The organism is Cohnella thailandensis, assembly GCF_014212135.1.
Classification (GTDB): domain Bacteria; phylum Bacillota; class Bacilli; order Paenibacillales; family Paenibacillaceae; genus Cohnella; species Cohnella thailandensis.
Genome location: NZ_JACJVQ010000028.1, coordinates 63,771 through 87,890, shown reverse-complemented (window position 1 = coordinate 87,890; position 24,120 = coordinate 63,771). Strand labels below are relative to the sequence as shown.

General features: G+C 56.2%; 20 protein-coding genes. 1 reads left to right on the top strand and 19 read right to left on the bottom strand.

The window, feature by feature from the left end; genetic code table 11:
• Positions 1–5: 5 nt before the first annotated feature.
• The 19 genes from H7B67_RS30690 to upp form a co-directional block, all read right to left on the bottom strand.
• Entirely contained in the window at positions 6–1,004 is a 999-nt protein-coding gene (locus tag H7B67_RS30690; RefSeq protein WP_281067792.1) for an NADH-quinone oxidoreductase subunit C, read from the bottom strand.
• A 107-nt stretch (positions 1,005–1,111) separates the two neighbouring features.
• Entirely contained in the window at positions 1,112–1,630 is a 519-nt protein-coding gene (locus H7B67_RS28555) for a NuoB/complex I 20 kDa subunit family protein (RefSeq protein ID WP_185123306.1), read from the bottom strand.
• Complete coding sequence (locus H7B67_RS28550; RefSeq protein WP_185123305.1) at positions 1,615–1,986, bottom strand: NADH-quinone oxidoreductase subunit A; 372 nt, start codon at positions 1,984–1,986, stop codon at positions 1,615–1,617. Before H7B67_RS28550 ends, H7B67_RS28555 begins: the two co-directional genes overlap by 16 nt.
• A gap of 196 nt (positions 1,987–2,182) precedes the next feature.
• Entirely contained in the window at positions 2,183–8,680 is a 6,498-nt protein-coding gene (locus tag H7B67_RS28545) for a cadherin-like beta sandwich domain-containing protein (protein WP_185123304.1), read from the bottom strand.
• A 63-nt stretch (positions 8,681–8,743) separates the two neighbouring features.
• On the bottom strand, positions 8,744–10,330 hold the full coding sequence (locus tag H7B67_RS28540; protein WP_185123303.1) for a stalk domain-containing protein: 1,587 nt from the start codon (positions 10,328–10,330) through the stop codon (positions 8,744–8,746).
• Positions 10,331–10,575: 245 nt separating this feature from the next.
• Positions 10,576–11,028, bottom strand: a complete 453-nt coding sequence (locus H7B67_RS28535) for a Dps family protein (protein WP_185123302.1) — start codon at positions 11,026–11,028, stop codon at positions 10,576–10,578.
• 59 nt (positions 11,029–11,087) lie between these two features.
• Positions 11,088–12,083 (bottom strand): YpdA family putative bacillithiol disulfide reductase, encoded by a 996-nt coding sequence (locus tag H7B67_RS28530; protein ID WP_185123301.1) that lies wholly within the window; start codon positions 12,081–12,083, stop codon positions 11,088–11,090.
• Positions 12,084–12,173: 90 nt separating this feature from the next.
• The gene (locus H7B67_RS28525) at positions 12,174–12,572 is read right to left on the bottom strand and encodes a F0F1 ATP synthase subunit epsilon (protein ID WP_185123300.1); all 399 of its coding nucleotides are present in this window, start codon (positions 12,570–12,572) and stop codon (positions 12,174–12,176) included.
• Between the two features lie 23 nt (positions 12,573–12,595).
• Entirely contained in the window at positions 12,596–14,002 is a 1,407-nt protein-coding gene (gene atpD / locus H7B67_RS28520) for a F0F1 ATP synthase subunit beta (protein WP_185123299.1), read from the bottom strand.
• A gap of 41 nt (positions 14,003–14,043) precedes the next feature.
• Positions 14,044–14,916 (bottom strand): ATP synthase F1 subunit gamma, encoded by an 873-nt coding sequence (gene atpG, locus H7B67_RS28515; protein ID WP_185123298.1) that lies wholly within the window; start codon positions 14,914–14,916, stop codon positions 14,044–14,046.
• A gap of 82 nt (positions 14,917–14,998) precedes the next feature.
• Complete coding sequence (atpA, locus tag H7B67_RS28510) at positions 14,999–16,513, bottom strand: F0F1 ATP synthase subunit alpha (RefSeq protein WP_185123297.1); 1,515 nt, start codon at positions 16,511–16,513, stop codon at positions 14,999–15,001.
• Between the two features lie 15 nt (positions 16,514–16,528).
• Positions 16,529–17,077 (bottom strand): F0F1 ATP synthase subunit delta, encoded by a 549-nt coding sequence (locus H7B67_RS28505; protein WP_185123296.1) that lies wholly within the window; start codon positions 17,075–17,077, stop codon positions 16,529–16,531.
• Positions 17,074–17,559 carry a F0F1 ATP synthase subunit B gene (gene atpF / locus H7B67_RS28500; RefSeq protein WP_185123295.1) on the bottom strand — a complete coding sequence of 162 codons (486 nt, stop codon included), beginning with the start codon at positions 17,557–17,559 and terminating at the stop codon, positions 17,074–17,076. The genes H7B67_RS28505 and atpF overlap by 4 nt, the downstream gene beginning before the upstream one ends.
• A 94-nt stretch (positions 17,560–17,653) precedes the next feature.
• A complete protein-coding gene (gene atpE, locus H7B67_RS28495; RefSeq protein ID WP_281067796.1) occupies positions 17,654–17,866 on the bottom strand; it encodes a F0F1 ATP synthase subunit C in 213 nt (70 codons plus the stop codon).
• Between the two features lie 78 nt (positions 17,867–17,944).
• Complete coding sequence (atpB, locus tag H7B67_RS28490; RefSeq protein ID WP_185123293.1) at positions 17,945–18,715, bottom strand: F0F1 ATP synthase subunit A; 771 nt, start codon at positions 18,713–18,715, stop codon at positions 17,945–17,947.
• A 24-nt stretch (positions 18,716–18,739) separates the two neighbouring features.
• The gene (locus tag H7B67_RS28485) at positions 18,740–19,120 is read right to left on the bottom strand and encodes an ATP synthase subunit I (RefSeq protein ID WP_185123292.1); all 381 of its coding nucleotides are present in this window, start codon (positions 19,118–19,120) and stop codon (positions 18,740–18,742) included.
• A complete protein-coding gene (locus tag H7B67_RS28480; RefSeq protein ID WP_185123291.1) occupies positions 19,110–19,331 on the bottom strand; it encodes an AtpZ/AtpI family protein in 222 nt (73 codons plus the stop codon). The genes H7B67_RS28485 and H7B67_RS28480 overlap by 11 nt, the downstream gene beginning before the upstream one ends.
• A gap of 312 nt (positions 19,332–19,643) precedes the next feature.
• Entirely contained in the window at positions 19,644–20,783 is a 1,140-nt protein-coding gene (wecB, locus tag H7B67_RS28475) for a non-hydrolyzing UDP-N-acetylglucosamine 2-epimerase (protein WP_342592352.1), read from the bottom strand.
• A 35-nt stretch (positions 20,784–20,818) separates the two neighbouring features.
• Positions 20,819–21,448 carry a uracil phosphoribosyltransferase gene (gene upp / locus H7B67_RS28470; protein ID WP_185123290.1) on the bottom strand — a complete coding sequence of 210 codons (630 nt, stop codon included), beginning with the start codon at positions 21,446–21,448 and terminating at the stop codon, positions 20,819–20,821.
• 256 nt (positions 21,449–21,704) lie between these two features.
• Between upp and H7B67_RS28465 the strand changes: the two genes are divergently transcribed.
• Positions 21,705–23,930: a helix-turn-helix domain-containing protein gene (locus H7B67_RS28465; protein WP_185123289.1), complete on the top strand. Its 2,226-nt coding sequence runs from the start codon at positions 21,705–21,707 to the stop codon at positions 23,928–23,930.
• Positions 23,931–24,120 lie beyond the last annotated feature (190 nt).

The window sequence follows — 24,120 nt, the reverse complement described above, 5'->3', positions numbered from 1 at the left end:
CGGTGTCACACCTCCGAATCCAGCGGCACGTAGTCTTTGCGAAGCGGGTGGCCGACCCAGTCGTCCGGCATCATGATGCGTCTAAGATCGGGGTGGCCGGGAAAATCGATTCCGAGAAGGTCGAAGATCTCCCTCTCGTTCCAATTGGCGGTTTGCCAGATGGGGGTGACGGAAGGGACGGCGGGCCGGTCGCGATCGGTTCGCACTTTCACCGCATAGACGTGGCCGCTGTCCATGCTGAGCAGGTGGTAGACCACCTCCATGTGCGTCTCGTGATCGACCCCGGCTACGTTGCGCAAGTAGTTCGCGTTCAGCTCCGGATGGCCGCGGAACAGCCTCGCCGCCGCCAGCCAGCGCTCGTTCTTCACGACGAGCGTCGGGAGGTGATCGTTAGGCTCGTTAATCGTCGCTTCCTCGACGGCGTCCGCGGCCACGTGTTCCCGCAGCAGCTGGACGGCGCGGTCGAGGCGCGGCTGGTTCGGGGATGGAGGCGGAGGCGGCGCTGCCTCCGCTTCGGGCGCGGCGGCTCCGTCCGCCTTCGCGGCCGCCGGCGGGCTTGCCTTAGCGGCCTGAGCGGCAGCCTGCGCCGCGGCTGCCTTGGCGGCTTCGCGCGCTTCGAGCGCGGCCTTGCGGCGGGCCGCCTTCTCCTCGTCCGTCTCCTTGCGGCGGACGGGAGCCGCTTCCTCCGCGGGCGCGGCAGCGGCGGGCACCGAAGGCGGCGGCTCGCTCGCGGTTCCGGCCGGCTCAGCCGGCGCGGCAGGCGCGGCTTGAGGTGCGCTCTCCGGGGCAGGCGGAACGGCCGGTGCCGGGCTCTCTGCGACGGGCGCAGGCGTGCCGGGAGCCGCAGGAGCGGTTGAAGGCGCGGCGCTCTCTGCGACCGGCTCGGCGGGCGGCGCAGCGACGGGTGCAGGCTCGGCTGGAACGGCTGAAGGCGTGCTCTCCGCGGCCGACTGCGGCGGCGCACCGACGGGTGCCGACGACGGTGCGTCTGGCGCAGGTTCCAATGCGGCTGGCTCGGGTACTTGGGCGGGCTCGACCTTTGCCCCGCCCTCCGGCGCGGCTTCCTTCGCCCCCTCGACCGGCGGCTGTTCTTCGCGCTTCTCCTCTTCGCTCATGAGCCCGTCACCCGCTTCCCGGTCCTGGCTTCGTAGCGGATTTTCTCCTGGAGCTTGTTAATGCCGTAAATCAGCGCCGCCGGATTCGGCGGGCAGCCCGGAATATAAACGTCGACGGGAACGATCTGGTCCACTCCCTTGATAACGGAGTAGGACTTGATATAAGGTCCTCCGGCCGTCGCGCAGGAGCCCATCGCGATGACCCACTTCGGCTCGGGCATCTGGTCGTATAGCCTGCGGAGAAGAGGCCCCATCTTCTTCGTCACCGTGCCCGAGACGATCATCACGTCGGCCTGACGCGGCGAGGTGCGGAACATAACCCCGAACCGATCCAGGTCGTAGTGCGGAGCCCCTGCCGCCATCATCTCGATGGCGCAGCAAGCCAACCCGAAGGTTAACGGCCATAACGAATTGCTGCGAACCCAGCCCTTGAGCGTCTCGATGCTGCCGATGAACACGTTGCGCTCCAGCTCCCGCACGTCCTCGGGCGAGATTTTCGCTAAATCGAATTCCATTGGAACACCTTCTTCCTCCAGGCATAGATGAGTCCGACAAGAAGCAAGCCAACGAATACGACCATCTCGAACAGCGCAAATAGGCCGAGTTGCTTATACGCAACGGCCCAAGGATAGAGGAACACGGTCTCCACGTCGAAAATTACGAACATCAACGCATACAGGTAGTATCTGACGTTAAAGCGAATCTGGCTGTCTCCAACCGGCTCGTTGCCGCTCTCGTAGGTGGTCTCTTTCTCGGTGTTCGGTTTGCTCGGCCGAAGCAGCTTGCCAATCTGCAGCACGACAATCGGGAACACGATGCCAAGTACCAGGAAGATGGTGACAATCACATACTGATTCGCATATTTCTCCACATCATCGCCTCCGGCGAATTGGAATGAAGAGATTGCAGATACTGGGATTTTTGCCTCCACAAATTATAACAAATGAGTCTGGAGGCGTCCATAAAATTAAAGCGTTTACAGGATTCGACAGGGTATGCTTCTACGGCAAGAACCGCCCTCCGGCACTCGACGAATCGATGCGCTGGAGGACGGTTCTTATCGTTAATTAAGCGGTCGGAGTAAAGTCAAGAGTAAGAGTGTACTCTTCTAGATCGCCACTGGCATAGGTAATAGCTAGCTTTAGATTAACGACAGTTTCGCTTACGTTGCTGAAATCCAAAATATAGGTTCCGTTTTCTCCGGCTTTAATGATGCCCGAATTATTCGGATCGGACAGATAAGCTGCCAAAGCGTAATATCCTTCATCGGCGAAATTGAGATGTAGCTGATTCTCACCTGATTGGGTAGCCGGATCGATGTGAGCCGTCCAAGAACGACTTGCCGAGTCATAAGGGGATACGACGATTCCATCTCCTGCTTCGAACTGCGGATTAAGCCGCTCGTACATTTTGTAGAAGATCGTAATGAACGGTTGGAACGTCCGCCCTGCCACGTCCGACATATATAAAGTGTATCGGTTGATGTTACGGTCAAGCAGAAGTTGGTACGTCCCTTCGTCCGTCGGCGTAATCGACTGGGAATCGAAATCGTCGTACAGTTCGTCCAGATAGACTCGATCCGTATCGAAGTTGAACGCCGCGAGCTGAATCGTATCGTCCGTTACCTCATCCATGGGTCTCCAATACATATATCCGTTTTCGTAGATATCCGCGGCGTTTGGTCCATCTTCCGAATCGAAGCTCGCCACTAGTTCCGGGGTTATGTCTCCAACGATAGCATAAAGGTAAATTACCTCCGTGTACTCGCTCGGCGCGGTCACGTACAAGTAATACTCATTATACCCAGGCTGTAGAGTCAACGTATAATTGCCGCTTGCATCCGCCTCGAGATAGCCGTTCTCAACCGATGCCAACGATACGGAATATCTTTCTTCCAGGTCCAAATGGAAGACCAGGGAGGTCGTTTCCTCATTCATAGCCGTAAAGTATGCGACATCGTTTGTAGCGGTCCAGTTGTGCGCGACATCGTTGGCGTCCTTCAGCGACCAACCCACAATTCCGTTCGGAAGCCCGTTCGAAGGCTCCTCCGTTTCCTCGAAATTCAGGAAGATCGGATACAAGTACCGATTACCCGCCGTATCCTTCGTTACCAAATAATAACTTGCAGTATAACCCGCTCCGGTCCCCAAAGGATCCATGCTTAGCGAATACTCGTTTGTACCTTCAGCAATCAGCTTGCCCCAAAAATCATATAACGCCGAGGTGGAGCTTTCCTCAAGATTGAAAGAGATAGTGACATTATCGGTGTGAGCCGGCAGATAAGCGAACCAGTTTTTTGACCAATAACCGCTTGTGCCCAGGGAAGCTTCCACCGTCTCATCGTTCCCGTAATGCACGACCATATCCGACACGGTGACATTAGAGGTCCAATTTCCTTCGCGAATCAGATGGAACTCGTAAGATGCGGAACGCCCGTATTGATCCGAGACAGTGAGCTCATATACGTTGTCGCCTTCGGGAACCGGAGTTCCGCCCGGAGCAAAATCGAATTGATCGATAGGAATTCCATCGATTTCGTATGTGTAATCCGATTCCCACGGTTCCTCCAAATACACTCGTGACGCTCCGCTGTACTCCATCCATACGTTCCAATAAGTGCCTCCGAAGTCGCTTAGATTGCTCCCAACATAATTTCCCGGCGAGCTCTCATATTTCATGGTTAGGTAAACATACGGAGGCTGCTCAAGCTGAACCTCATAAACTACGGAATGTCCAACCTCATCCTTAAGGACGACGAACGCCGAATCGTAAATCGAATGGATAGGCAGGATGAAGGACCCTTCGTACGAAGTTTGCTCCGCCCACTCCAATTGTCCATTCGGATTCCAGTAGAGCACCCCGATTAAAGACTCGAGATCGTTAACGGACGGAGTGAGCACCATTTCGCTGGCAGCATTAGGTGCTAACCATCCGGAGAAGGTCAACGCTTCTTCCGACGGAGCAAACCCCACGTCCATAGTCGTCTCGCCTTCATAAGTACCGCTGACACCCGTCATCTGGAGTCCGTCCGGAATCTCCGCCCCGGCGTAAACATGCAGCGTGTAAGTAATAGCGGTTTCTCCCGTGAGAGGGTCCAGCAGATTAAATAGAATTTCGTTCCAGCCATCCTCGACATTGGCATAATAACCGTCACCCGCGAATAGGATTTCCCCATTCACCATGATTTGCATATTATTGATTCCAAAGCTTGGGTCGGGATAAAGAATCAACCGATCGTCCGAATCCTCTTGGAAGGCGACAGCGCTCAGTTCCGTTCCGGTTGCGTTAACCGGCATTGGCGTGGAAACCGTACCGTAGTCCATAGCCAAGCCTAGTTCGATCAGCTGTGGCGTTCCGATATATACGGTCAACTTTATCTTTACATATCTTCCATCTTTGAGATTGTAATAAACGGTTGCTTCATTCTCTCCGTCGTGCCATTGATCCTGTTGAATGGCAAAGTAGCCTTGGGACAGGTCGAAATAAGTATCGAACGCTTCCAGCTCGGCAGAGTCAACATCTACCACATTGCTATCGAATCCAAAATTCACTTCGAAGGTTGCCGGAGCCGATTCGAAGGAGAGAACGTAATCATACTTCACAAACGAATCGTCTGAATTCTCGTCAACGAGGATCCAATTCACCGTAGATTCATTTGCCGTAGTAGTCCAGCTAAGAACTCCTTCCGGCAAAGGCGCCTGACGGGTGACCGTAATCGTATAAGTCTCCGTCGTTTCCCCGTCTTCCGCCGTCACTACGATCGTTATCGTGTTCAGGCCAACTTCCAGCGGTACCGTCACTTCTACTCCGCTAGCCGCTTCGCTGTCGTTCACCGTCAGCATTTCGCTTCCATCCACGAACGGCGTCACCACGATCGAGGCCACTTCATTTCCAACACTCATCGTGTAGCTCGTCGTCGTCGGGCTGAAGTCCGGGCTCAATACTCCGCCGCTCACGCTCAGCCCGCCCAGTCTTGCTTCCGGTCCATGACGTTCCACCGTGATCGTGTACGTCTTAGTAGACGATTCGTCTTCCGACGTTACCACGACCTCGATGATGTTTGCCCTTTCGCCATCAAGGGTCACTTGTCCGCCTGCGTCACTCCCATTATGAAGCAATCGAACTCCCGCATTCGAATCGGATGCCGTGAAGCTTACGTTCACGTACTCAACGTCGTTCGCGACTTGGATAGTATAATCCGTAACCGACGAAGAGAATGGCGTATCGAAATCATAGCCTTCCACGCTCAACCCGCTCAAGGTGGAGACAGAGGACTTATGCAATACGGTGATCGTATATTCTTTCGTCGTCACTGCGTCTTCCGACGTTACGATAACCGGAATCGTCGTGCTGCCTTCGGCATTTAACGTCACTTTCGCTTGAAGTCCGCTTTGTGCCGGTCCCCCATTGATCGTAATTTTCGAAGTAGCGGCCGCACTCGCCGTTACGTATAGCAGTTCAACCCCCTGTTCCACCTTCACGGTATAGTCTAGAATGCTCGCGTCGAATGAAGGGCTGAACGTTCCTTCCGACACCATCAATCCCGTAAGACTCGCATCGCTTGATGCCGCGTTACGCGTTACCGTAATCGTATACGTCGTCGTAGACGAGCCGTCTTCCGAAGTAACCGCGATCTCGATGAGGTTGTCGTCTCCTGCTGCAAGAGTTACCGTCGGGCTTTCCGCGACGACGCCGTTCACCTTCAGCACCGCCTCAGACATCTCGTTCCACAGCCAGTAGTCTACCGTTACGATCGTTTCAGAGTACGGAACGCTAAGGGTGTACTCCTCGATATCCGGCGAGAACTCCGGACTCAGGCTATAGCCGGATACGCTAAGTTCACCCAGCTTCGAGTCCGAGGAGAAGCGTTCGACGAAAATGACGTATAAGTCCTCGTTCGTTCCGTCTTCCGATGTGATTTCGATTCGAATCGTATTCTCGCCTTCTTCGAGCGTTACCACATCGCCGGTCGCTTCGCCATTCACGGTTACGATGGCACTTGCATTTTCGCTAAGGAGATAGCTCAGCTTTAAACTCTCTTCCGATGCCGGAATGCGAACGCTGTACGAGTTCCCTTCCATGGGAATCAACTCGTACCCTTCCACGCTTAATCCGCTCAGGCTCGCTTCCGAAGACTTGCGCTCCACCGTAATCGAATAAGTTTGCTTCTGGCCGTTCTGGGCCGTGACTACAACCGTTATTACGGTATCGCCGGAAGAATTCAACGTAACGGGAACGGGAAGCCCGCTCTGAGCCGCGCCGCCATTTACCGTCAACTTCGAAGTCGACACCGCATACGGAGTTACCGAGATCTTAGTTACGTCGTTATTCACTTTTGCCGTATATTCAAGAATCGTCGGGCTGAAACCAGGAGTCAACGTAACTCCATCCGACAGCGCTAATTCGCTTAAGCTAACTTCGCTAGCTGCCGCTTCGCGGGTAACCGTGATCGTATATGTCCGCTTGGTAACGCCGTCGGCCGCGGTAACGGCAATCGTCACCTCATTGCTGCCTACTTGAAGCTCCGAGCCGCCTTTGACGGCGACTTGCGCTGCAGAATCGGCGGCGATCCCTACTACCTCAAGGTTAGTCGTCGTATACGGCACGACTAAACTGTACTCTGCTACATTGGATTCGAAGCCTTCCAGCGACTCTCCATTAATCTTAATGTCGCTAAGAGAAGCGTTGTTAGACGGCACTTCCTCTTCCAAATGAGCATTAAACGTATAAGTCCTCGAGTACCCGTTCAAGGAAGTCGTCAATTGAATCGCGTTGTTGCCCGGCGCCAGCTGGATGCGGTACTCCAACGGCGCGTCCCATTCCGGATCCTCCAGGGCTGCCAAGCGAATAACGCCCGGCAGCACTTCTTGGCCGTTCAGACGGACCGTATACGTCGTGCCGTCGTTCGGCAAAGACAGGGTGAAGCTGCTGTCTTCGTTCGTGAACTCTCCCAGATCGTATTCGTCCTGATCGGGATTGATCGCAAGGCTGCCGTTGCCGAAGCTCAAGCCGATCTGCGTGATCAACGCGCGGTTGACGGTCAATGTGTAGGTCTTCGTCGTCGTTCCGTCTTGAGCCGTTACCAGAACCGTAATCGTGTTGCTGCCCAGAGACAGCGGAACCGATGTGCCCGCGCCGTTGGCCGCTGCAGTTCCGTTCACTTTAACGCTCGAAGCGCCGGCCGCCGTCGGCGTTACCGATATCGCCGCGACGTCATTCGATACGTTGACGGTGTAGGAAGCCGTATCCGGATGGAAAGCGGGGCTCAGAACGCCATCCGACAGAGTCAGGCCGCTAAGCTTCGCGTCGCTGGACGGAGCCGGATTCGACGGGGTCGTCGGCGTCGTCGGACTCGTAGGATTTTTCTGTTCTTCTATCGCCTTTTTAATTTGCTCTAATTTAGCCGCGTTTTCCTGGTTCTGCTTATCCTTCTCTTTCTTTAACTTCTCTAACAACTGATCTTCCGCTTGCTGCTGCTTCAACTTTTTCTGTCTTTCCAGCTCTTGAAGCTGTTGTTCTTTCTGCTTCAGCAGCTCTTGTTTCGCTTTCTCTATTTGCGATATGATCAGAACTTTATTCTGGAACTCGATAATCTGTCCGATCATTTCCTGCGCTTTTTGAAGGATTTTATTGATTTCCTCCAGCGGGATCGATCCCGAGGATACGATCTGATTGATTAAGGCCCCGATCAAATTCTCGAAATTAGCGCCTACCACATCGAGGTTCGATCCCAACTGCTCGGGCAGGCCGCCGCCTTTCAACTTTTCCAGCAGCTGTTGATTTTCCTCGTCGATCTTCTGCTTGCTTTGAATAATAGCCTGGAGAATACTCGGAGAAACGACCGGCGCAAGCAGCTCCAGGTTCACGATGGAGACTTGACTGCTCAGTTCGCCCGGGTTGGTATTCGGACTCATGATGATTTGGTTAGTCGGATAGACGAGGATGGACCCCGGCGTGCTTCCGCTAATAACGGTCCCTGGCGCAGTAGGCAAGGAAATAGCGTTTGGCAGCTGCCCGCTTCCCAAGATGGTCCCCGGAGGAGCCACTTCCACGATACCCGCGAAGACGGAAGTGTTCGTCGTTCCCGATAAGGGATTAACCGTGACCAGGAAGTTCGTTCCCCGCACGCCCATGATCGCCGTCGGCGTCTCGACTTGGAATTCGTCGTCCTTGTTCTGGATCGATTTGACGTCGGACCAAGCCGTGCCCTTCAGCATGCTGACCTTCGTCACCGTGCCGTCCTTGCTCGTGAGCTTGGAGAATTTCAGCGTCGTGTCGGCGTCTACCGTCATCGTATCGTCGGAGGACGTGCCGTTGGAGAACTGCAGCGTCGCGGAGCCGTTCGATCCCGTGAGCAGCATGTCTCCCTGATTCAGGTTTAACTTCTTAAAAGCACGGATCTTCTTGCTCCCGCCCGACTTCTGCACCTGGACATCGCCGGACATGTCGCTGATGATCGCAACCCGCGACGAAGCGGCCGCCTGCGAATCGTTCGCGAACGTTCCGAGCACGGGCAAGGCGATCAGCAAGAAGACCAGTGCCTGGATGGATACCTTCCTTAGCATTCCAATGCCAACTCCTCTCATTTTACGAGGTGAACCTTTGACTCTATCAATCATTGAATTCTCTTATTGGAAAATAGGGCTGCGAATAACGACGACGGAAGAAGCGGAATCCCATTGGATATCCAGGCCGGCTTCTTCGGCGAAGAACCGAACCGGCACGAACAATCTTCCCTGCTTGGTCGCCGGAGCGCTCGCCAGCTTAAGCTCGGACTTCGTTCCGTTCTCCGTTACCGACGCGGTCAGCGCCCCGCTCTTGATCTCGTAAACGACTCCGTCCTTCGAGAGCTTGGCCGTCTGCGCTTTGGCGTCATAGCCGACTTCATAGCCAAGCGCTTCGCCGACGCTTCGAAGAGGAAGCAGCGTCGAACCGTTCATCGCGAACGCCGGCACATCCGGCTTAACGAGCTCGCCGTTCAACAGGATTTGGATCGTGCCGCTCGGCGCGAAGCCTTCCGGCGTCCGATACTTCTCGAGCACCCGGATCTTGTTGCCGCTCTCGTCCGCGATCGCAAGCCGTCCATCCGCCAGGACGGCGACGTCCGTCGGATGATCGAAGTGGGCCGCATACGTTACGCCGTCATTCGAACCGAACTCCGTCCCTTCCCCGGCCAACGTCGTGACCTTTCCGTCCTTCAGAAGACGTACCGCATGGTTCAGGCTGTCCGCGATGACAAGCGTTCCGTCCGGGGCGAGAGCCAAGCCTTCCGGAGCGTTGAAGCGCGCCGCGCTTGCCGTTCCGTCCAGGTAGTCTCCTTCGGCATACAGGCTGTCGCTCGCATACGAAGGCTTGCTTCCGGCCACGGTCGTCACCGTACCCGCCGCGAAATCGATATAGCGAATGACTTGATTCCCTCTATCGCTGACGTAAAGATTGCCTTTATTGTCCAGAACTAGACCGCTCGGCTCGTTAAACTTGGCCGTCGCGATCGGTCCGTCCGCATAATCTCCGGAAGCCTCGACGACATCGGCGGCCAGCTCCACGATCCTCGTCGAAGGCGCCGTGAGCGTCGTCACCGTTCCGTCCGGAGCGATCTTGCGGATCGTATGATTGAGCGTATCCGCTACGTACACCGTACCGGAAGCGTCTACCGCCACATCCGACGGATAATAGAAGCGGGCTTTGCTTCCTTGCCCGTCGTCGTCCCCGATACGCCCGTCACCGGCAAGAGTCGTGACCTGACCGTCCGGAGTTACTTTGCGGACCGCATGATTGGACGCATCGGCCATATAGACGTTGCCGGCAGCGTCGACGGCCAACCCGGACGGCTCGTCGAACGCTGCCTTGGCCAGCTCGCCATCCTGATAGGCGCCGACCGGCAGGCCCGATTCGTCATATTCCAGGATTATTCCGCCATAATAAGAGACGGCGGTCGCATTCAACGCGCGCAACAGATGATTGCCGGTATCCGCCGCCAGAAGACGTCCGTCCGGAAGCTGGACGATCGAGCGGGGATGGAATAAGGTGGCTTCCTTCAAGGCACCGTCGTCGGATCCCCATTTGGATTGCCCCGTCCAGGTATTCACTTCGTACAGTCCGGCCGCAGCCGTCCAGCCCGCGTCTTGCGCGGCCGCTCCCGCCGACGCCGCGATCCCCGAGGAGATAAGCGTCGCCCCTAGGAAGACCGACCATGCCTTTCTTTTTAACTTCATTTTCTCGTCCATCCTCTCGTACTCTATTGGAAAACCCATATCCAAATAGGTTTGGTTCTTCGGTCGCTGCCAGAAATAGGACATACCGCACTTTAGTATACCTAATTTTGGAGGATTTTTGTTGATTTTGTCTACTAACGATCGTTAAAATTTTCAAAAATACGACTTAAGTAATAGAAAGCAAAAAAGCTCTCCCCAACGGATCGAAATCCGCCGGAGAGAGCCTCTTCTCTGCGCCTTTTAAATTATGCTTTAACGGGAAGTCCTTTCGCCGTCGCGGTCAGCATCCAGATCTGCTTCTGCAGCTCCTCGATATGGCCGTTAAGCATGTCCGTCGTCACGGAATCTCCTGCTTCGTCGGCCATCTCGCCCGTCTCCTTCAAGCTGTCGACGACGGTCCGGAAGTCCTTGATGACGGACTCCAGCATGTCCTCCGCCGTCTTCTCCTTGCCCGCCTCGGTCAGCATCGTCTGGTCCAGATACTGCTTCAGCGTGGAGATCGGCTTGCCTCCGAGCGCCAGAATCCGTTCCGCCACCTCGTCCAGCGAAGTCCCGGCGTAATCGTACAGCTCCTCGAACTTCGCATGAAGCGCCAAGAAATTAGGGCCCGTTACGTACCAGTGATAATGATGCAGCTTCGTGTAAAGAAGATTCCAGTCCGCCAAATGAATGTTCAGCCTGTCCGTTACTTTCGACATAATGGAACACCCTCCTTTAAAGCTTCGTTCCCGATTAACTTACCCATTCGGGACCCGAATCAATCAGAGGCTGCTCCTAGCCGTTCGGCCAGATGGGCCGCGATCTTCCTTCCATGAAACCTGCCGCTCTCGATAAAGATCTCATTGGCATCTCTTCCGGTCGATACCACGCCCGCAAGATACAGCCCCGGAACGTTGGTCTCCATCGTCTCCGGGTCGTGAGTCGGGGGAATGATGCCGTCCGGCGCTTCGATGCCCATGGCTCTCAGAAAGCCCCGATCCGGCCGAAACCCCGTGAGAGCGAGAACGAAGTCGGCCTGCACGACCTCGGATGACGCCTCCTCCGAAGCCGTCTCTATTTTCACCCAATCGGATCCGATCTCGACCACCCGGCTCATGAGCTTCAATTCGATAAGCCCTTTGGCTACCTTGCCGTCGAAGACCGGGCGTACCCATGGCTTGATGTTCGCGGAGACCGATTCTCCCCGATACACCACCGTCACCTTCGCCCCGACCCTTTCCAGCTCGAGCGCGGCGTCGACCGCGGAATTGCTTCCTCCGATTATGGTCACTCTCGTGCCGGCATACGGATGAGCTTCGCGGAAGAAATGCGTCACGTGGGGAAGATCCTCGCCGGGAATTCCTATCCGGTTCGGATGATCGAAGTAGCCGGTCGCAATGACGACGGCGCGCGCAGCCGTCTCGACCGCGTTACCCGACCGCCCGACGGAAGCAACGACGAAGCCGTCTCCCTTGCGCTCCACCCCCGTCACTTTCTCGTATCGCCGAATTCGCAGCGCCCTTCTCTCCGACACCATCCGATAGTAGTGCAAGGCTTCCAGCCGCGTCGGCTTCTCCGCCACCGTCGTGAACGGTACTCCCGCGATCTCGAGCAGAACCGACGTGCTAAAGAACTGCATGTTCGTCGGATAACAGGTAATGGAGTGAACGATATTTTCTTTCTCGATAATGAGCGGGTCGAAGCCCCGGTCCTGCAGCTCCGCCGCCGCCGACAAGCCGCATGGACCGGCTCCGACGATAACGACTTGTTCCATGTGACCGCCTCCAGATAGTATGGCAAAATCGCCGAGAAGCGCGATTTCCTTTAACAGGAATTCGCTTCTCGGCGATTCGGATGAGATCTATTATTGTCCGGACGTTTGAATACGCGTAAGCGCACGTTGCAGAGCAAGCTCGGCTCGCTTATGGTCGTACTGCTCGTTCTTGCTGGCGAGACGCTGTTCGGCGCGTTCCTTCGCTTGGCGGGCGCGGGAGAGGTCGATGTCCGCTCCTTGCTCCGCCGCTTCCGCGAGAATAACTACCTTCTCCTTGCGCACTTCCATGAAGCCGCCATGAACGGCGATCAACTCTTCCGAGTTGCCCTTCTTGACGCGGATCGGCGCAATCTTCAAAGGAGTTACCATGGGAACGTGGTTAGGCAGAACGCCCAGCTGTCCGCTGACGCCATTGGCGATAACCATGTTGACGTCTTGCTCGTACACGATACGCTCCGGCGTGACAATCTCGAGCCGTAAGGTGCTCATTGGTATTCCTCCTTAGCGGCGGATTAGAGCCCTGCTGCGAGCTTTTTCGCCTTCTCGACGGCATCTTCGATCGTACCGACGTTGTGGAACGCCGGTTCCGGAAGATCGTCGTGCTTGCCTTCAAGAATTTCTTTGAAGCCGCGTACCGTTTCTTTAACCGGTACGGCCAGCCCCGGGATGCCGTTAAACGGAGCGGCAACGTGCAGCGGCTGGGACAGGAACAATTGAACGCGACGCGCGCGAAGCACGACGAGCTTGTCGTCCTCGGACAGTTCGTCCATCCCGAGGATCGCGATAATATCTTGAAGCTCCTTGTAGCGCTGCAGCAGCTTCTTAACGGCTTGAGCAACGTTGTAGTGCTCTTCGCCGACGACTTCCGGAGTCAGAATCCGGGAAGAGGAAGCGAGCGGGTCGACGGCCGGGAAGATACCCATTGCCGCGATGTTACGCTCCAGGTTCGTCGTGGAATCCAAGTGCGCGAACGCGGTAGCCGGAGCCGGGTCGGTGTAATCGTCCGCCGGTACGTAGATCGCTTGAATGGAGGTAACGGAACCTTTCTTCGTGGAAGTGATCCGTTCTTGCAATTGACCCATCTCCGTAGCGAGCGTCGGCTGGTAACCTACGGCCGAAGGCATGCGGCCCAGCAGGGCGGATACTTCGGAGCCCGCTTGCGTGAAGCGGAAGATGTTGTCGATCAGCAGAAGCACGTCGCGGCCTTCTTGGTCGCGGAAGTACTCGGCCATCGTCAGACCCGACAGAGCGACGCGAAGACGCGCGCCCGGAGGCTCGTTCATCTGGCCGAAGACCATCGCGGTCTTGTCGATAACGCCGGAATCGGTCATTTCGTGATAGAGGTCGTTACCTTCGCGGGTACGTTCGCCAACGCCGGCGAATACGGAGATACCGCCGTGCTCGGAAGCGATGTTGTGGATCAGCTCTTGCAGCGTAACCGTCTTGCCGACGCCCGCTCCGCCGAACAGACCGACCTTACCGCCCTTGGCGTAAGGAGCGATCAAGTCGATAACCTTGATGCCGGTCTCCAGCATTTCTTGTTGCGTGGACAGCTCTTCGAAGGAAGGAGCCTTGCGGTGGATCGGATTCGTCAGCGAGCGATCTACGTCGCCTTTGCTGTCGATCGGGTCGCCAAGCACGTTAAATACGCGTCCCAGCGTAGCCGGACCTACCGGAACGGCGATCGGCTTGCCGGTGTCGACCGCTTCCGTGCCTCTTACCAGGCCGTCCGTGGACGACATGGCGATGGCGCGAACGAGGTTGTCGCCCAGGTGCTGAGCGACTTCAACCGTCAGCTTAACCTCTTTGTCGCCGGTTTGATGAATTTGGATTGCGTTCAGAATGTCCGGCAGATAGCCATGATCGAACTCGATGTCGACTACCGGGCCCAAGACCTGAACGATACGTCCCTTGCTCATTCGTGTCCCTCCTGTAACTTCGTTATGAACCTCTATATCCGTTAACTGATCGCGTTCGCGCCGCCGACGATTTCCGTGATTTCTTGGGTAATCGCCGCTTGGCGAGCACGGTTATAGTGCAGGGTAAGCTCGTTGATCATCTTCGTCGCGTTCTTCGTCGCGCTGCTCATAGCGGTCATACGCGCGCCGAACTCGCTCGCCTTGTTCTCGAGCAGCGAGCTGAACACGAGAGTCTCCGCGTACTTCGGCAAGAGGACGTCCAGGATCGCTTCCGCATCAGGCTCGTATTCGTAGCCCGCGGACAGGGAGGAATCCTGCTTGTCGAATTGAGAAGCATCCAGAGGAAGCATCTGCTTGATCGTCGGAATCTGCGTCACCGCGTTCACGAAGCGGTTGTACACGACGAAGAGCTCGTCGTATTCGCCGTTCTCGAAGCCGCCCACCGCGGCGGAAGCGATGCTCTTGATGTCCGCGAAGGTCGGGGAATCGGGAGCGCCGATGATCTCTTGACGGATCTCGTACTTGCGGCGAACCAGATAGTCATAGCCCTTCCGTCCGATCACGAACAGAGAGAATTCGTCCTGCGACTTGTGCTTCTCCTTCAGCTTCTCCACGAGCTTCTTCAGCAAGTTCGAGTTCAGACCGCCCGCTTGTCCGCGGTCGGAAGTGATCACCAGATAAGCGCTGCGCTTGACCGGACGGCTCTCGAGCATCGGATGGCTCACGCTGGAGCCGCTCGTCGCGATGCTGGAGACGACCTCCTTCAGCTTATCGGAATAGGGCCTGCTTGCCAGAGCGGCGTTCTGCGCCCGTCTCAGCTTGCTCGCCGCGACCATCTCCATCGCTTTGGTGATCTGCTTCGTATTCTGAGTGCTCTTGATCTTGCTCTTAATCTCGCGCATTCCTTTAGCCATTCATGTCACCACCTTATTGCCGGGCTTCCGCGAAGCGGACGAGCCCGGCGCGAGCTTATTCGGATATTCGTGCCTAGCGGGCTTAAGCCGTCGTGGAGAAGCTCTTCTTGAAGGCGCCGATCGCGTCGACAAGGGCCTTCTCGTTGTCGGAGACCAGGTCTTTGGTATCGCGAATGGAAGCGAGAATCTCGGAACGGTTCGCATCCAGGTATGCCAAGAATTCCTTCTCGAAGCGAAGAACGTCGGCAACCGGGATGTTGTCCAGGTGCCCTCTCGTTACGATGAACAAGGAGACGACTTGGCGCTCCAGCGGCATCGGAACGTTGATGCCTTGCTTCAGGATTTCCAGCGTGCGGATACCGCGGTCGAGACGGGATTGCGTTACTTTATCGAGGTCGGAGCCGAACGCTGCGAACGCAGCCAGCTCGCGATATTGTGCAAGGTCGGTCTTGAGCGTGCCCGCAACCTTCTTCATCGCCTTCGTTTGAGCCGATCCGCCTACCCGGGATACGGAGATACCGACGTTAACCGCCGGACGTTGACCGGAATAGAACAGTTCGGATTCGAGGAAGATCTGTCCGTCCGTGATGGAGATAACGTTCGTCGGGATGTACGCCGACACGTCGCCCGCTTGCGTCTCGATGAACGGAAGCGCGGTCATGGATCCTCCGCCGAGCTCGTCGTTCAGCTTCGCAGCGCGCTCGAGAAGACGGGAGTGTAAATAGAAGACGTCGCCCGGGAACGCTTCGCGGCCCGGAGGACGGCGGAGCAGCAGGGACATTTCGCGGTATGCGGCGGCTTGCTTGGACAGGTCATCATAGATGATCAGAACATGCTTGCCGTTGTACATGAACTCTTCGCCCATCGCGCAGCCGGTGTACGGAGCGACATAGAGAAGAGGGGATGGTTCGGATGCGCTCGCCGTAACGACGATCGTGTAGTCCAGAGCGCCTTGGCGACGCAGGGATTCGACGACGTTACGAACGGTCGATTGCTTCTGGCCGATGGCGACGTAGATACAGATAACGCCATTGCCCTTCTGGTTGACGATCGTGTCAATCGCGATCGTCGTCTTGCCCGTTTGGCGGTCGCCGATGATGAGCTCCCGTTGGCCGCGGCCGATCGGGATCATGGCGTCGATCGCCTTGATGCCTGTTTGCATCGGCTCGTGAACGGACTTACGAGCCATAACGCCCGGAGCGGGACCTTCGACCGGACGGGTCTTCGTCGTCTTGATCGGACCTTCGCCGTCAACCGGTTGACCGAGAGCGTTAACGACGCGTCCGAGCAGCTCTTCGCCGACCGGAACTTCCATAACGCGGCCGGTGCGCTTCACTTGGTCGCCTTCGCGGATGCCCGTAAAAGGACCCATGATAACGACGCCGACATTGCTCTCTTCAAGGTTAAGGGCCATGCCTACCGTACCGTCAGCGAATTCGAGCAGTTCGCCCGCCATCGCGTTCTCCAACCCGTGCACGCGCGCAATACCGTCACTAACTTGGATGACCGTACCGACGTCCACGACTTGAATATCGGATTGATATTGTTCGATCTGTTGCTTTATCAATGTGCTGATTTCTTCAGGCCGGATACTCAATTCGTTCACCCCTGTCTATTTTGCCGACGATTGCAGCGCTTTGTCCAAACGATTCAGCTTGCCGGAGAGACTGCCGTCGTACAACGTGTCTCCGATGCGGACCGTCATGCCGCCCAGCAAAGACGCATCGACCGCATCGTGTACGCGGATCGTCTTGCCGAGCAAAGCGCCGAACTTCTTGGCGATTTGGTCTTTCTCATTAAGCGAAAGCGGTTGTGCGGAGGTTACGTAAGCATCCGCGCGTCCCAGCGCGGCGCTGGCCACCTCAAGGTACGCTTGATATACCGCGGGCAATTCGCTCTGGCGTCCGCGCTCGATGAGCAGGCTTACCAGATTCAGTACGGACGGAAGAAGGGTTCCGGCGAACGCATTGCTGACGACGCCGATCTTCGCTTCCGCCGGAATGTTAGGAGCCGCGAGAACCGCGCTGAAAGGCGCGTTGTTCTGCAATTCCTTGACGAGGAGCATCAATTGAGTCTCCGCTTCGGCGATCTGATTCTGCCCTCTCGCAACATCGAAGATCGCTTTGGCATAACGCTTCGCGACTACGTTGCTGCGGCTCATGGCTTCGTCCCTACCTCTTGCAGGTATTTATCGACGAGTTCACCTTGAGCCTTCTCGTCCACTTGCTTCTCGATAATCTTCGAAGCGATCTTGACGGACAAGCCCGTCACTTCGGATCTCAGGGCGGCAACCGCCTTGTTCTTCTCGCTCTCGATCTCGCGCACCGCTTCGTTCTTCAGACGGCTGGATTCTTCGCGCGCGGCATTGACGATCTCGTCCGCTTGCTTGGAGCCCGTAGTCTTGGCTTGCTCGATAATGTCGTAAGCTTCCTTGCGGGCTTGCTGCAGGGATTGCTTCTGCTCTTCCAGGAACTTCTCCGATTCGAGGCGATTCTTCTCCGCGTTGTCCATCTGCTCTTGAACGAGCAAACGGCGTTTCTCCATGATTCCAAACAACGGCCCAAAAGCAAACTTATTGAGCAGCCAGTAAAGAATCAGGAATGCCACGATCGCGTATACAAACGATTCCCAATGTAAGGACATGGTCGCACTCCTTTCCGTTACTTATGCATCTGTTCAAAAAACGATGGCGTGGAGGGCTTTGGCCTTCCCCGCCATGATTTCGTTTGCTATAGGCTTAGCTGAAGAACGCCAGGAAGCCGATAACGACGCCGATGATCGGCACGACTTCGACGATACCTACGCCGATAAACATCGTCGTTTGAAGCTTGCTTGCGCTTTCCGGTTGACGAGCGATACCTTCAACCGTCTTCGATACAATCAGACCGTTACCGACGCCAGCGCCGATAGCGCCCAAACCTACTGCGATTGCAGCTGCCAATACGTTCATATCCATTGTGTAAATCCTCCTCAGAAAATGGGTTTGATTTTATAGCGGCCTTGTGAAGCCATCATGGGCAACCGAGGCTTAGTGCGCGTGTTCAGCGTGCTCTTCGTCATCGTGGATAGCCGCTTGCGAGATGTACACCATCGTCAAGATCGTGAACAGGAACGCTTGGATCGCCCCGACGAAGATACTGAAGCCTTGCCATACGATCATGAACGGCGTTCCGATTACCCCCAACATAAGGATCGTCGCGATGAGCACTTCGCCGGCAAAGATGTTGGCGTATAGCCGCAATGCCAAGGTAACCGGCTTCGCGATCGTCTCGATGATGTTGAGAGGGAAGAAGAACCAGAACGGCTGGAAGTAGTGTTTGATGTAGTGTTTGCGATTCATCTTAAGTCCCAGGAAATGCACCAGAACGAATACGATGAGCGCGAGTCCTCCGGTGACGCTTAGGTCGGCCGTAGGAGACTTCCACCAAGCCAGCTCCACTTCGCCTTCGTGTTCGTCCAACATCTCTTGCGAGACGAAAGTATCCGTATGATGATGTTCCGTCACGATCCCGAAAGGCAAGCCCAACAGGTTCGAGATGAAGATGAACATGATCAGCGTCATACCGAGCGCGAGGAACGGACGAACTCTCTTGAGCGGCATCGTGCTCGCAATGGTCGAATGAACGAATTCAACCACCCACTCCATAAAGTTCTGAAGCTTGGAAGGATTCTCAACCGACAGTTTGCGAACAGCCAGCTTTGCTAGAACGAAAGTGACGATTGCCGACACCGTGATTGCGATAAAGGTAGCGATATCGATATGCAATCCAGCGACTTCTAGCACGGGAAATTCATGCATGCTGTATTGTTTCCCTCCTTTCCGTCAGGTATCATTTTTCCGGTTGCCCGCGTAAGCGAGCACCAGGGTAACGATAGGCATGAAGAAACAAGACAGCAGTACGGAAGGCAGATGGAACGTTTCCGGGTACTTGTAAGCCACCATGGCTACAAGCAGAACCGTAGCCAATCGACTCGCCAGTCCTAGACTCGCTTTGCGGGGAGCATTCGGATTGTTCGTGAAAACGGTTCCGATCATGTCTACCCTTCTGCGAAGCATCATCCCATTGATAACGCTCGCAACGACTCCCAGAATAACCCCCGCCGCGTAGATTCTCCAATCGGGCAGGAACGCCCAAACTAGGAAACACGCCGAGAGGAAGAAGGTTGCGATTCGGATAGACTTCCGCAACAGCTCATTCATCATGATTCTCCAAGACCTTCTTGACAAGCAGGATTGCCGACCAGATCCCTACTCCGAAGCCTATCAGAATCCCTCCGGCTTGCCAGCCGCGAGTTCCTCCGATCCAACCTCCGACCCAGTAACCCACCAAAGCGCACATTGCGACTTGGAATCCTAAGGCGCCCATTAATCCTAGCGCTCTCCACGGATTGTCTCCCTTGCCCTTATCTTTCATCTTTTGTACCCCTGTCAATCCTCATACATTTTATCGGAGGGCTAGTTCCTTGTCAATTGAGCTTCCTTTGAAAAAAACCTGAAAACCCTTGTCAAACCTAGATTTTTTCCTTCGATAAACCATACAGTCTCACTGTATGCTGTGATGTTCAAGGGTTTTCGCAATAGTCGCGATGCTTTATGAACATTTTGTGAATTTGACTTTGCCCCTTTATTTAATCTCTTCGGTCGGACAAAGTCAAATCCCAGCTGTCTTTGTCGGGATGTGGACAGGCTCTTCGACGGGGAGTCGAACGGCGCCGTCGTCCTCTATTCAAACCCGAAAGTTATCCGGCCGAGGGCCTCGTCCGAAATGGTGCAGAATCGCCTGGGCGATCCTCTTCGAAGCTTGTCCGTCACCGTACGGGTTGGCCGCGCGGCTCATGCGGGCATAAAGCTCGCCGTCGGTGAGCAGCGCCTTCGCTCGGTTGTACACGTCCTCCCCGTCCGTCCCTACCAGCTCCAAGGTGCCGGCTTCGATTCCTTCCGGCCGTTCCGTCGTCTCTCTCAGAACGAGAACGGGCACTCCGAACGAAGGAGCCTCTTCCTGCAAGCCTCCCGAATCCGTCAGGATCAAGTGCGCGTGCGGGTAGAAGTTATGCAGCTCCACGACGTCCAAGGGATCGATCAGCTTGATTCGCGGATGGTCCCCGAGAATGCGCTGCGCGGGTTCCTTGACGGCCGGGTTCGGATGAACCGGATAAACGATCGCGATGTCGTCGAACTCGTCGGCGATTCTCTTCACCGCCTCGAAGATCCGGCGATGCGGCTCGCCTTGGGATTCCCTGCGGTGCGCGGTCATCAGGATAAGCCGCTTGCCCTTCGCCCAATCGAGCACCGGATGGGAGAAGTCCTCCCTGACCGTATATTGGAAGACGTCCGTCACCGTGTTGCCCGTGACGTAGAGGTTCTCCTCGGGCTTGTTCTCCTTGCGCAGGTTGCCCGCCGACCAATCCGTCGGGGCGAAGTGCAGGTCCGCCAGGACGCCGGTCAGCTGGCGGTTCATCTCTTCCGGGTAAGGGTCCAGCTTGTTCCACGTCCGCAGCCCCGCCTCGACATGCCCCACCTTGACCTGCTGCAGGAACGACGCGTAGCTCGCCAGGAACGTCGTCAGCGTGTCCCCGTGAACGAGGACGAGATCCGGCTTCGCTTCCTTCAGGACGGGCTCCAGTCCTTGCAGAACGCGAACGGTGATCTCGCCCAGCGTCTGCTGCTTCTGCATGATGTCCAGATCGTAGTCCGGCTTGATCTTGAATACCTCCAGCACTTGGTCCAGCATCTGGCGATGCTGGGCCGTCACGCAGACGATCGGCTCGATCTGTCCCGGATACTTCTGCAGCTCCAGAATGAGCGGAGCCATCTTGATGGCTTCCGGCCTTACGCCGAATATCGTCATCACTTTAATCGCACTCACGTCGGTTGTCTCCCCCAACTATCCCGGTCTCCCGGTTACTTAGTCCCGTATAATCGGTCGCCTGCATCGCCGAGACCCGGAACGATGTAACCGTGATCGTTCAGATACTGGTCGAGAGCCGCAACGTATATATCGATGTCCGGATGCGCGTCCTGCACCGCCTTGACTCCTTCCGGAGCCGCGATCAGGCAGACGAGCTTCGTCGGACGGCAGTTTCTCTTCTTCAGGGCTTCGATCGCCGCGTTGGCGGAACCTCCCGTCGCGAGCATCGGATCCAGCACGATCAGCTCCCGCTCCGTGACGTCGGACGGTACGCTGAAGTAATATTCCACGGGCAACAGAGTCTCCGGATCGCGGTAAAGGCCGATATGGCCGACCTTGGCGGACGGAATAAGCTTCAGCATGCCCTCCACCATTCCGAGCCCCGCGCGCAGGATCGGGATCAGACCGAGCATACGGCCCGCCACGACCTTTCCTTCCGCTTGGGAGACCGGCGTCTCCACCGTTACCGTCTCAAGCGGGATATCCCGGGTTACCTCGTAAGCCATTAATGTCGACAGCTCATCCACCAATTCGCGGAATTGCTTGGTGTCGGTATTTTTGTCGCGCAGAAAAGTCACTTTGTGCTGGATCAACGGGTGATCGCAGATGATAAAACGACCCAAAAGATTCTCCCCTTCCGTTCTTCTTGCGTGTCCATTATATCATTGTCTCCCTGGGTTCGCACTCTATCCTTATCAGTCTTCCATGCCGCGGCGAAGGACGCCGGAAACCAGTCGCTCCCTTCTCTCTATCTATGATACAATCGAAGAAGTAAACCGCTTAATCTAAGTTGATAGCGCTTCCAATGACATGGCGCACAGAAGTCTATTGAAGACTTTCCAGGCGCGGGCGGATAGGTCGAACCCAGGGAGGAATGAAATGCTTCGCAATTGGTATTTTCGGTTAATGGTGTCCTATTTCCCGATCGTTCTCCTCACTTTCTTCATTATAGTCTCCTCTTCCTTTCTCGTCGTCAACGAGATTTCCCGTACGGGAACCGAGAAGGCGGACGGGATCGCGACGGAATACGTGATCGACAGCCTCGAGCAAGCTGCCCAGGATATCGAGACGGCGCTCTCGAACGAGGCGGTCAAGAATGCCGCGTACTACTCCTACCTGAACCGCTCGGAAGAACGCGACGTCAAGTACGGCGTCGTTCGCAGCCTGGCTTCCCTCGTCAAGAACAACGAACTGATCGACTCCGCTTATTTGTACCGAGCCTCGGACGGAGCCGTTCTTACCGAGAATGGGCAAATCTCCCTTGACCTGTTCTCCGATCGCCCCTTCCTGGAACAAGCTTGGGACAACCGGAGCTTCCGCGGCTGGTCTCCCGTTCGGACATACAAGGAATCCGCCAACGAGCCGGCGGTCAAGGTCATCACTTTGTACAAGAGCGCTCCGCTCCCGTTCGGCAGCGAAGGGCTGCTCGTCGTGAACGTGAACCTCTACGGCCTGGAGACGATGATCGGCGGCATGACGAACCACGACTTATCGTTCCTGAGAATCGCCGATTCCGCCGGCCAACAGGTTTATCCTCCCAATAACGGGGAAGCACGGGCCGATTCGGGCAAGGTCCTCACGACGGCAAGCTCGGAATCGCTCGGCTGGACGTTCAAGAGCGGCATCCAGCATTCGCAGCTGTTCGGCTGGGTATCGGTCGTCTCTTATGTCTGGATAGGAATCGCGGTGCTGACGCTCGTCGCCGCCTTGCTTTATGTCGTCTGGATCTCCAAGCGCAACTACAAGCCGATCCAACTGATGATGAGCCGGATCCAGACGCTTCAGTTCCAGAGCGACCGCTCGCCCGTCAAGATGGACGACCTGTCGCGCATCGACCGCGCGCTGGAAGACCTTATTCATCAATCGGTCGATTACGAGCAGCAGCAGCGGGAGAATTTGATCATCGAACGCCGGCAGCTGCTGTTCGACCTCGTAAACGGAGGGTTATCCAAGCAAGGGAACGAGCGCATCCGGAAGCTTCGGCTCCTGCCCGACGAAGGCGAATTCGTCGTCGTCGCCGTTCGGCTGAACCGGCACGAAGAATTCTGCGCGAACAACACGCCAAGCGAGCAAAACATGCTGAAGTTCGCGCTCGGCAACGTGATGCAGGAGGTGCTTCGCGACAACGGACTGGAAGGCTGGGGGGAATGGCTGGCTCCGGACCGGATGGTCTATGTGCTCGCCTCGACTCCGGACCGTCCGGATTTGAAGTCTCGGGCGAGAGCGGGAGTAACCGTCGCGGGGGAATGGATCGAGAGTCATCTGCGCCTATCCTTATCCTTCGCTATCGGAAGCGTCGCGGGGCGCTGGTACGGCGTTCCCTCCTCTTATAGGGATGCGCTCGCCGCCCTGAACCGGAGAATCTCGATCGGCCACGGCTTCATGACGGATATAGACGACGTACCGAGCGAACAGCAGCCCGAGATGTTCAAGTACATGCAGCTGTGCGCCGATTGCGTCCAGGACTTCCGCCTTACGAACGAGAGCTGGCGCGACCGTCTCGACCAGATCTTCCGGGAGATGGAGGCCGACGCCCCGAAGGACGAGGACGTTCATTCGTTGATGAGACTGCTGCTTCAGACGCTCGGCCGCGAGCTCAAGGGGCTGTCCGACAGCCTCCGGGATTGCTTCGAGGGCGAATTGGCGACGAAGTGGGCGGACAGGCTCCATTCCGCCACGTCGCTGACCCAGATGGAATCCCTGTCGCTTGAGTATTTGAACGAGATCTACAGAACCTATGTCAGCGTCAGCGAGACGAAGAGCTACCGCGCCATGATCGCGGAAATTCGCAGCTATATCCAAGAGAACTTCGCCGATCCGGATCTATCGCTTAAGCACCTCAGCGATCGCTTTCAGATTACGGGCAAGTACGCCAGCTACCTGTTCAAGCAGGAATACGACATGAAGTTCGTCGACTTCCTCGTCGCTCTCCGCATGCAGCATGCCGAGCATTTGCTCGCGGAGAGCGACGAAACGATCCAGTCGATCGCCATGCAAGTCGGATATGCCAACTCGATTACATTCGGAAGGGTGTTCAAGCGCACGGTCGGCGTCACGCCGGGCGACTATCGGAAGCTGAAGATGATCCCCTCCAACCCTATCTAATTCCAAGACCGGATCTCGCCCCGATTTATCGGGCTTGCGAATCCGGTTTATTGTAGGAATTCAGTGCTGTCCATTCGGCAAAAATCGCATAACGGCGGGCTTTATCCGCTTCGGTTTGTCCATTGGAAACTGGTTTATTGCCGCTCGGTTACGGCGATGACATACTGGGGACATTCCGATTCGGATCGAG

Excerpts from the sequence above, each read along its gene's own strand:
- H7B67_RS28555 (WP_185123306.1), bottom strand. The coding sequence starts at position 1,630 with ATGGAATTCGATTTAGCGAAAATCTCGCCCGAGGACGTGCGGGAGCTG.
- H7B67_RS28545 (WP_185123304.1), bottom strand. The coding sequence starts at position 8,680 with ATGCTAAGGAAGGTATCCATCCAGGCACTGGTCTTCTTGCTGATCGCC.
- H7B67_RS28540 (WP_185123303.1), bottom strand. The coding sequence starts at position 10,330 with ATGAAGTTAAAAAGAAAGGCATGGTCGGTCTTCCTAGGGGCGACGCTT.
- H7B67_RS28535 (WP_185123302.1), bottom strand. The coding sequence starts at position 11,028 with ATGTCGAAAGTAACGGACAGGCTGAACATTCATTTGGCGGACTGGAAT.
- H7B67_RS28530 (WP_185123301.1), bottom strand. The coding sequence starts at position 12,083 with ATGGAACAAGTCGTTATCGTCGGAGCCGGTCCATGCGGCTTGTCGGCG.
- H7B67_RS28525 (WP_185123300.1), bottom strand. The coding sequence starts at position 12,572 with ATGAGCACCTTACGGCTCGAGATTGTCACGCCGGAGCGTATCGTGTAC.
- atpD (WP_185123299.1), bottom strand. The coding sequence starts at position 14,002 with ATGAGCAAGGGACGTATCGTTCAGGTCTTGGGCCCGGTAGTCGACATC.
- atpG (WP_185123298.1), bottom strand. The coding sequence starts at position 14,916 with ATGGCTAAAGGAATGCGCGAGATTAAGAGCAAGATCAAGAGCACTCAG.
- H7B67_RS28505 (WP_185123296.1), bottom strand. The coding sequence starts at position 17,077 with ATGAGCCGCAGCAACGTAGTCGCGAAGCGTTATGCCAAAGCGATCTTC.
- atpF (WP_185123295.1), bottom strand. The coding sequence starts at position 17,559 with ATGTCCTTACATTGGGAATCGTTTGTATACGCGATCGTGGCATTCCTG.
- atpE (WP_281067796.1), bottom strand. The coding sequence starts at position 17,866 with ATGAACGTATTGGCAGCTGCAATCGCAGTAGGTTTGGGCGCTATCGGC.
- atpB (WP_185123293.1), bottom strand. The coding sequence starts at position 18,715 with ATGCATGAATTTCCCGTGCTAGAAGTCGCTGGATTGCATATCGATATC.
- H7B67_RS28485 (WP_185123292.1), bottom strand. The coding sequence starts at position 19,120 with ATGATGAATGAGCTGTTGCGGAAGTCTATCCGAATCGCAACCTTCTTC.
- H7B67_RS28480 (WP_185123291.1), bottom strand. The coding sequence starts at position 19,331 with ATGAAAGATAAGGGCAAGGGAGACAATCCGTGGAGAGCGCTAGGATTA.
- H7B67_RS28465 (WP_185123289.1), top strand. The coding sequence starts at position 21,705 with ATGCTTCGCAATTGGTATTTTCGGTTAATGGTGTCCTATTTCCCGATC.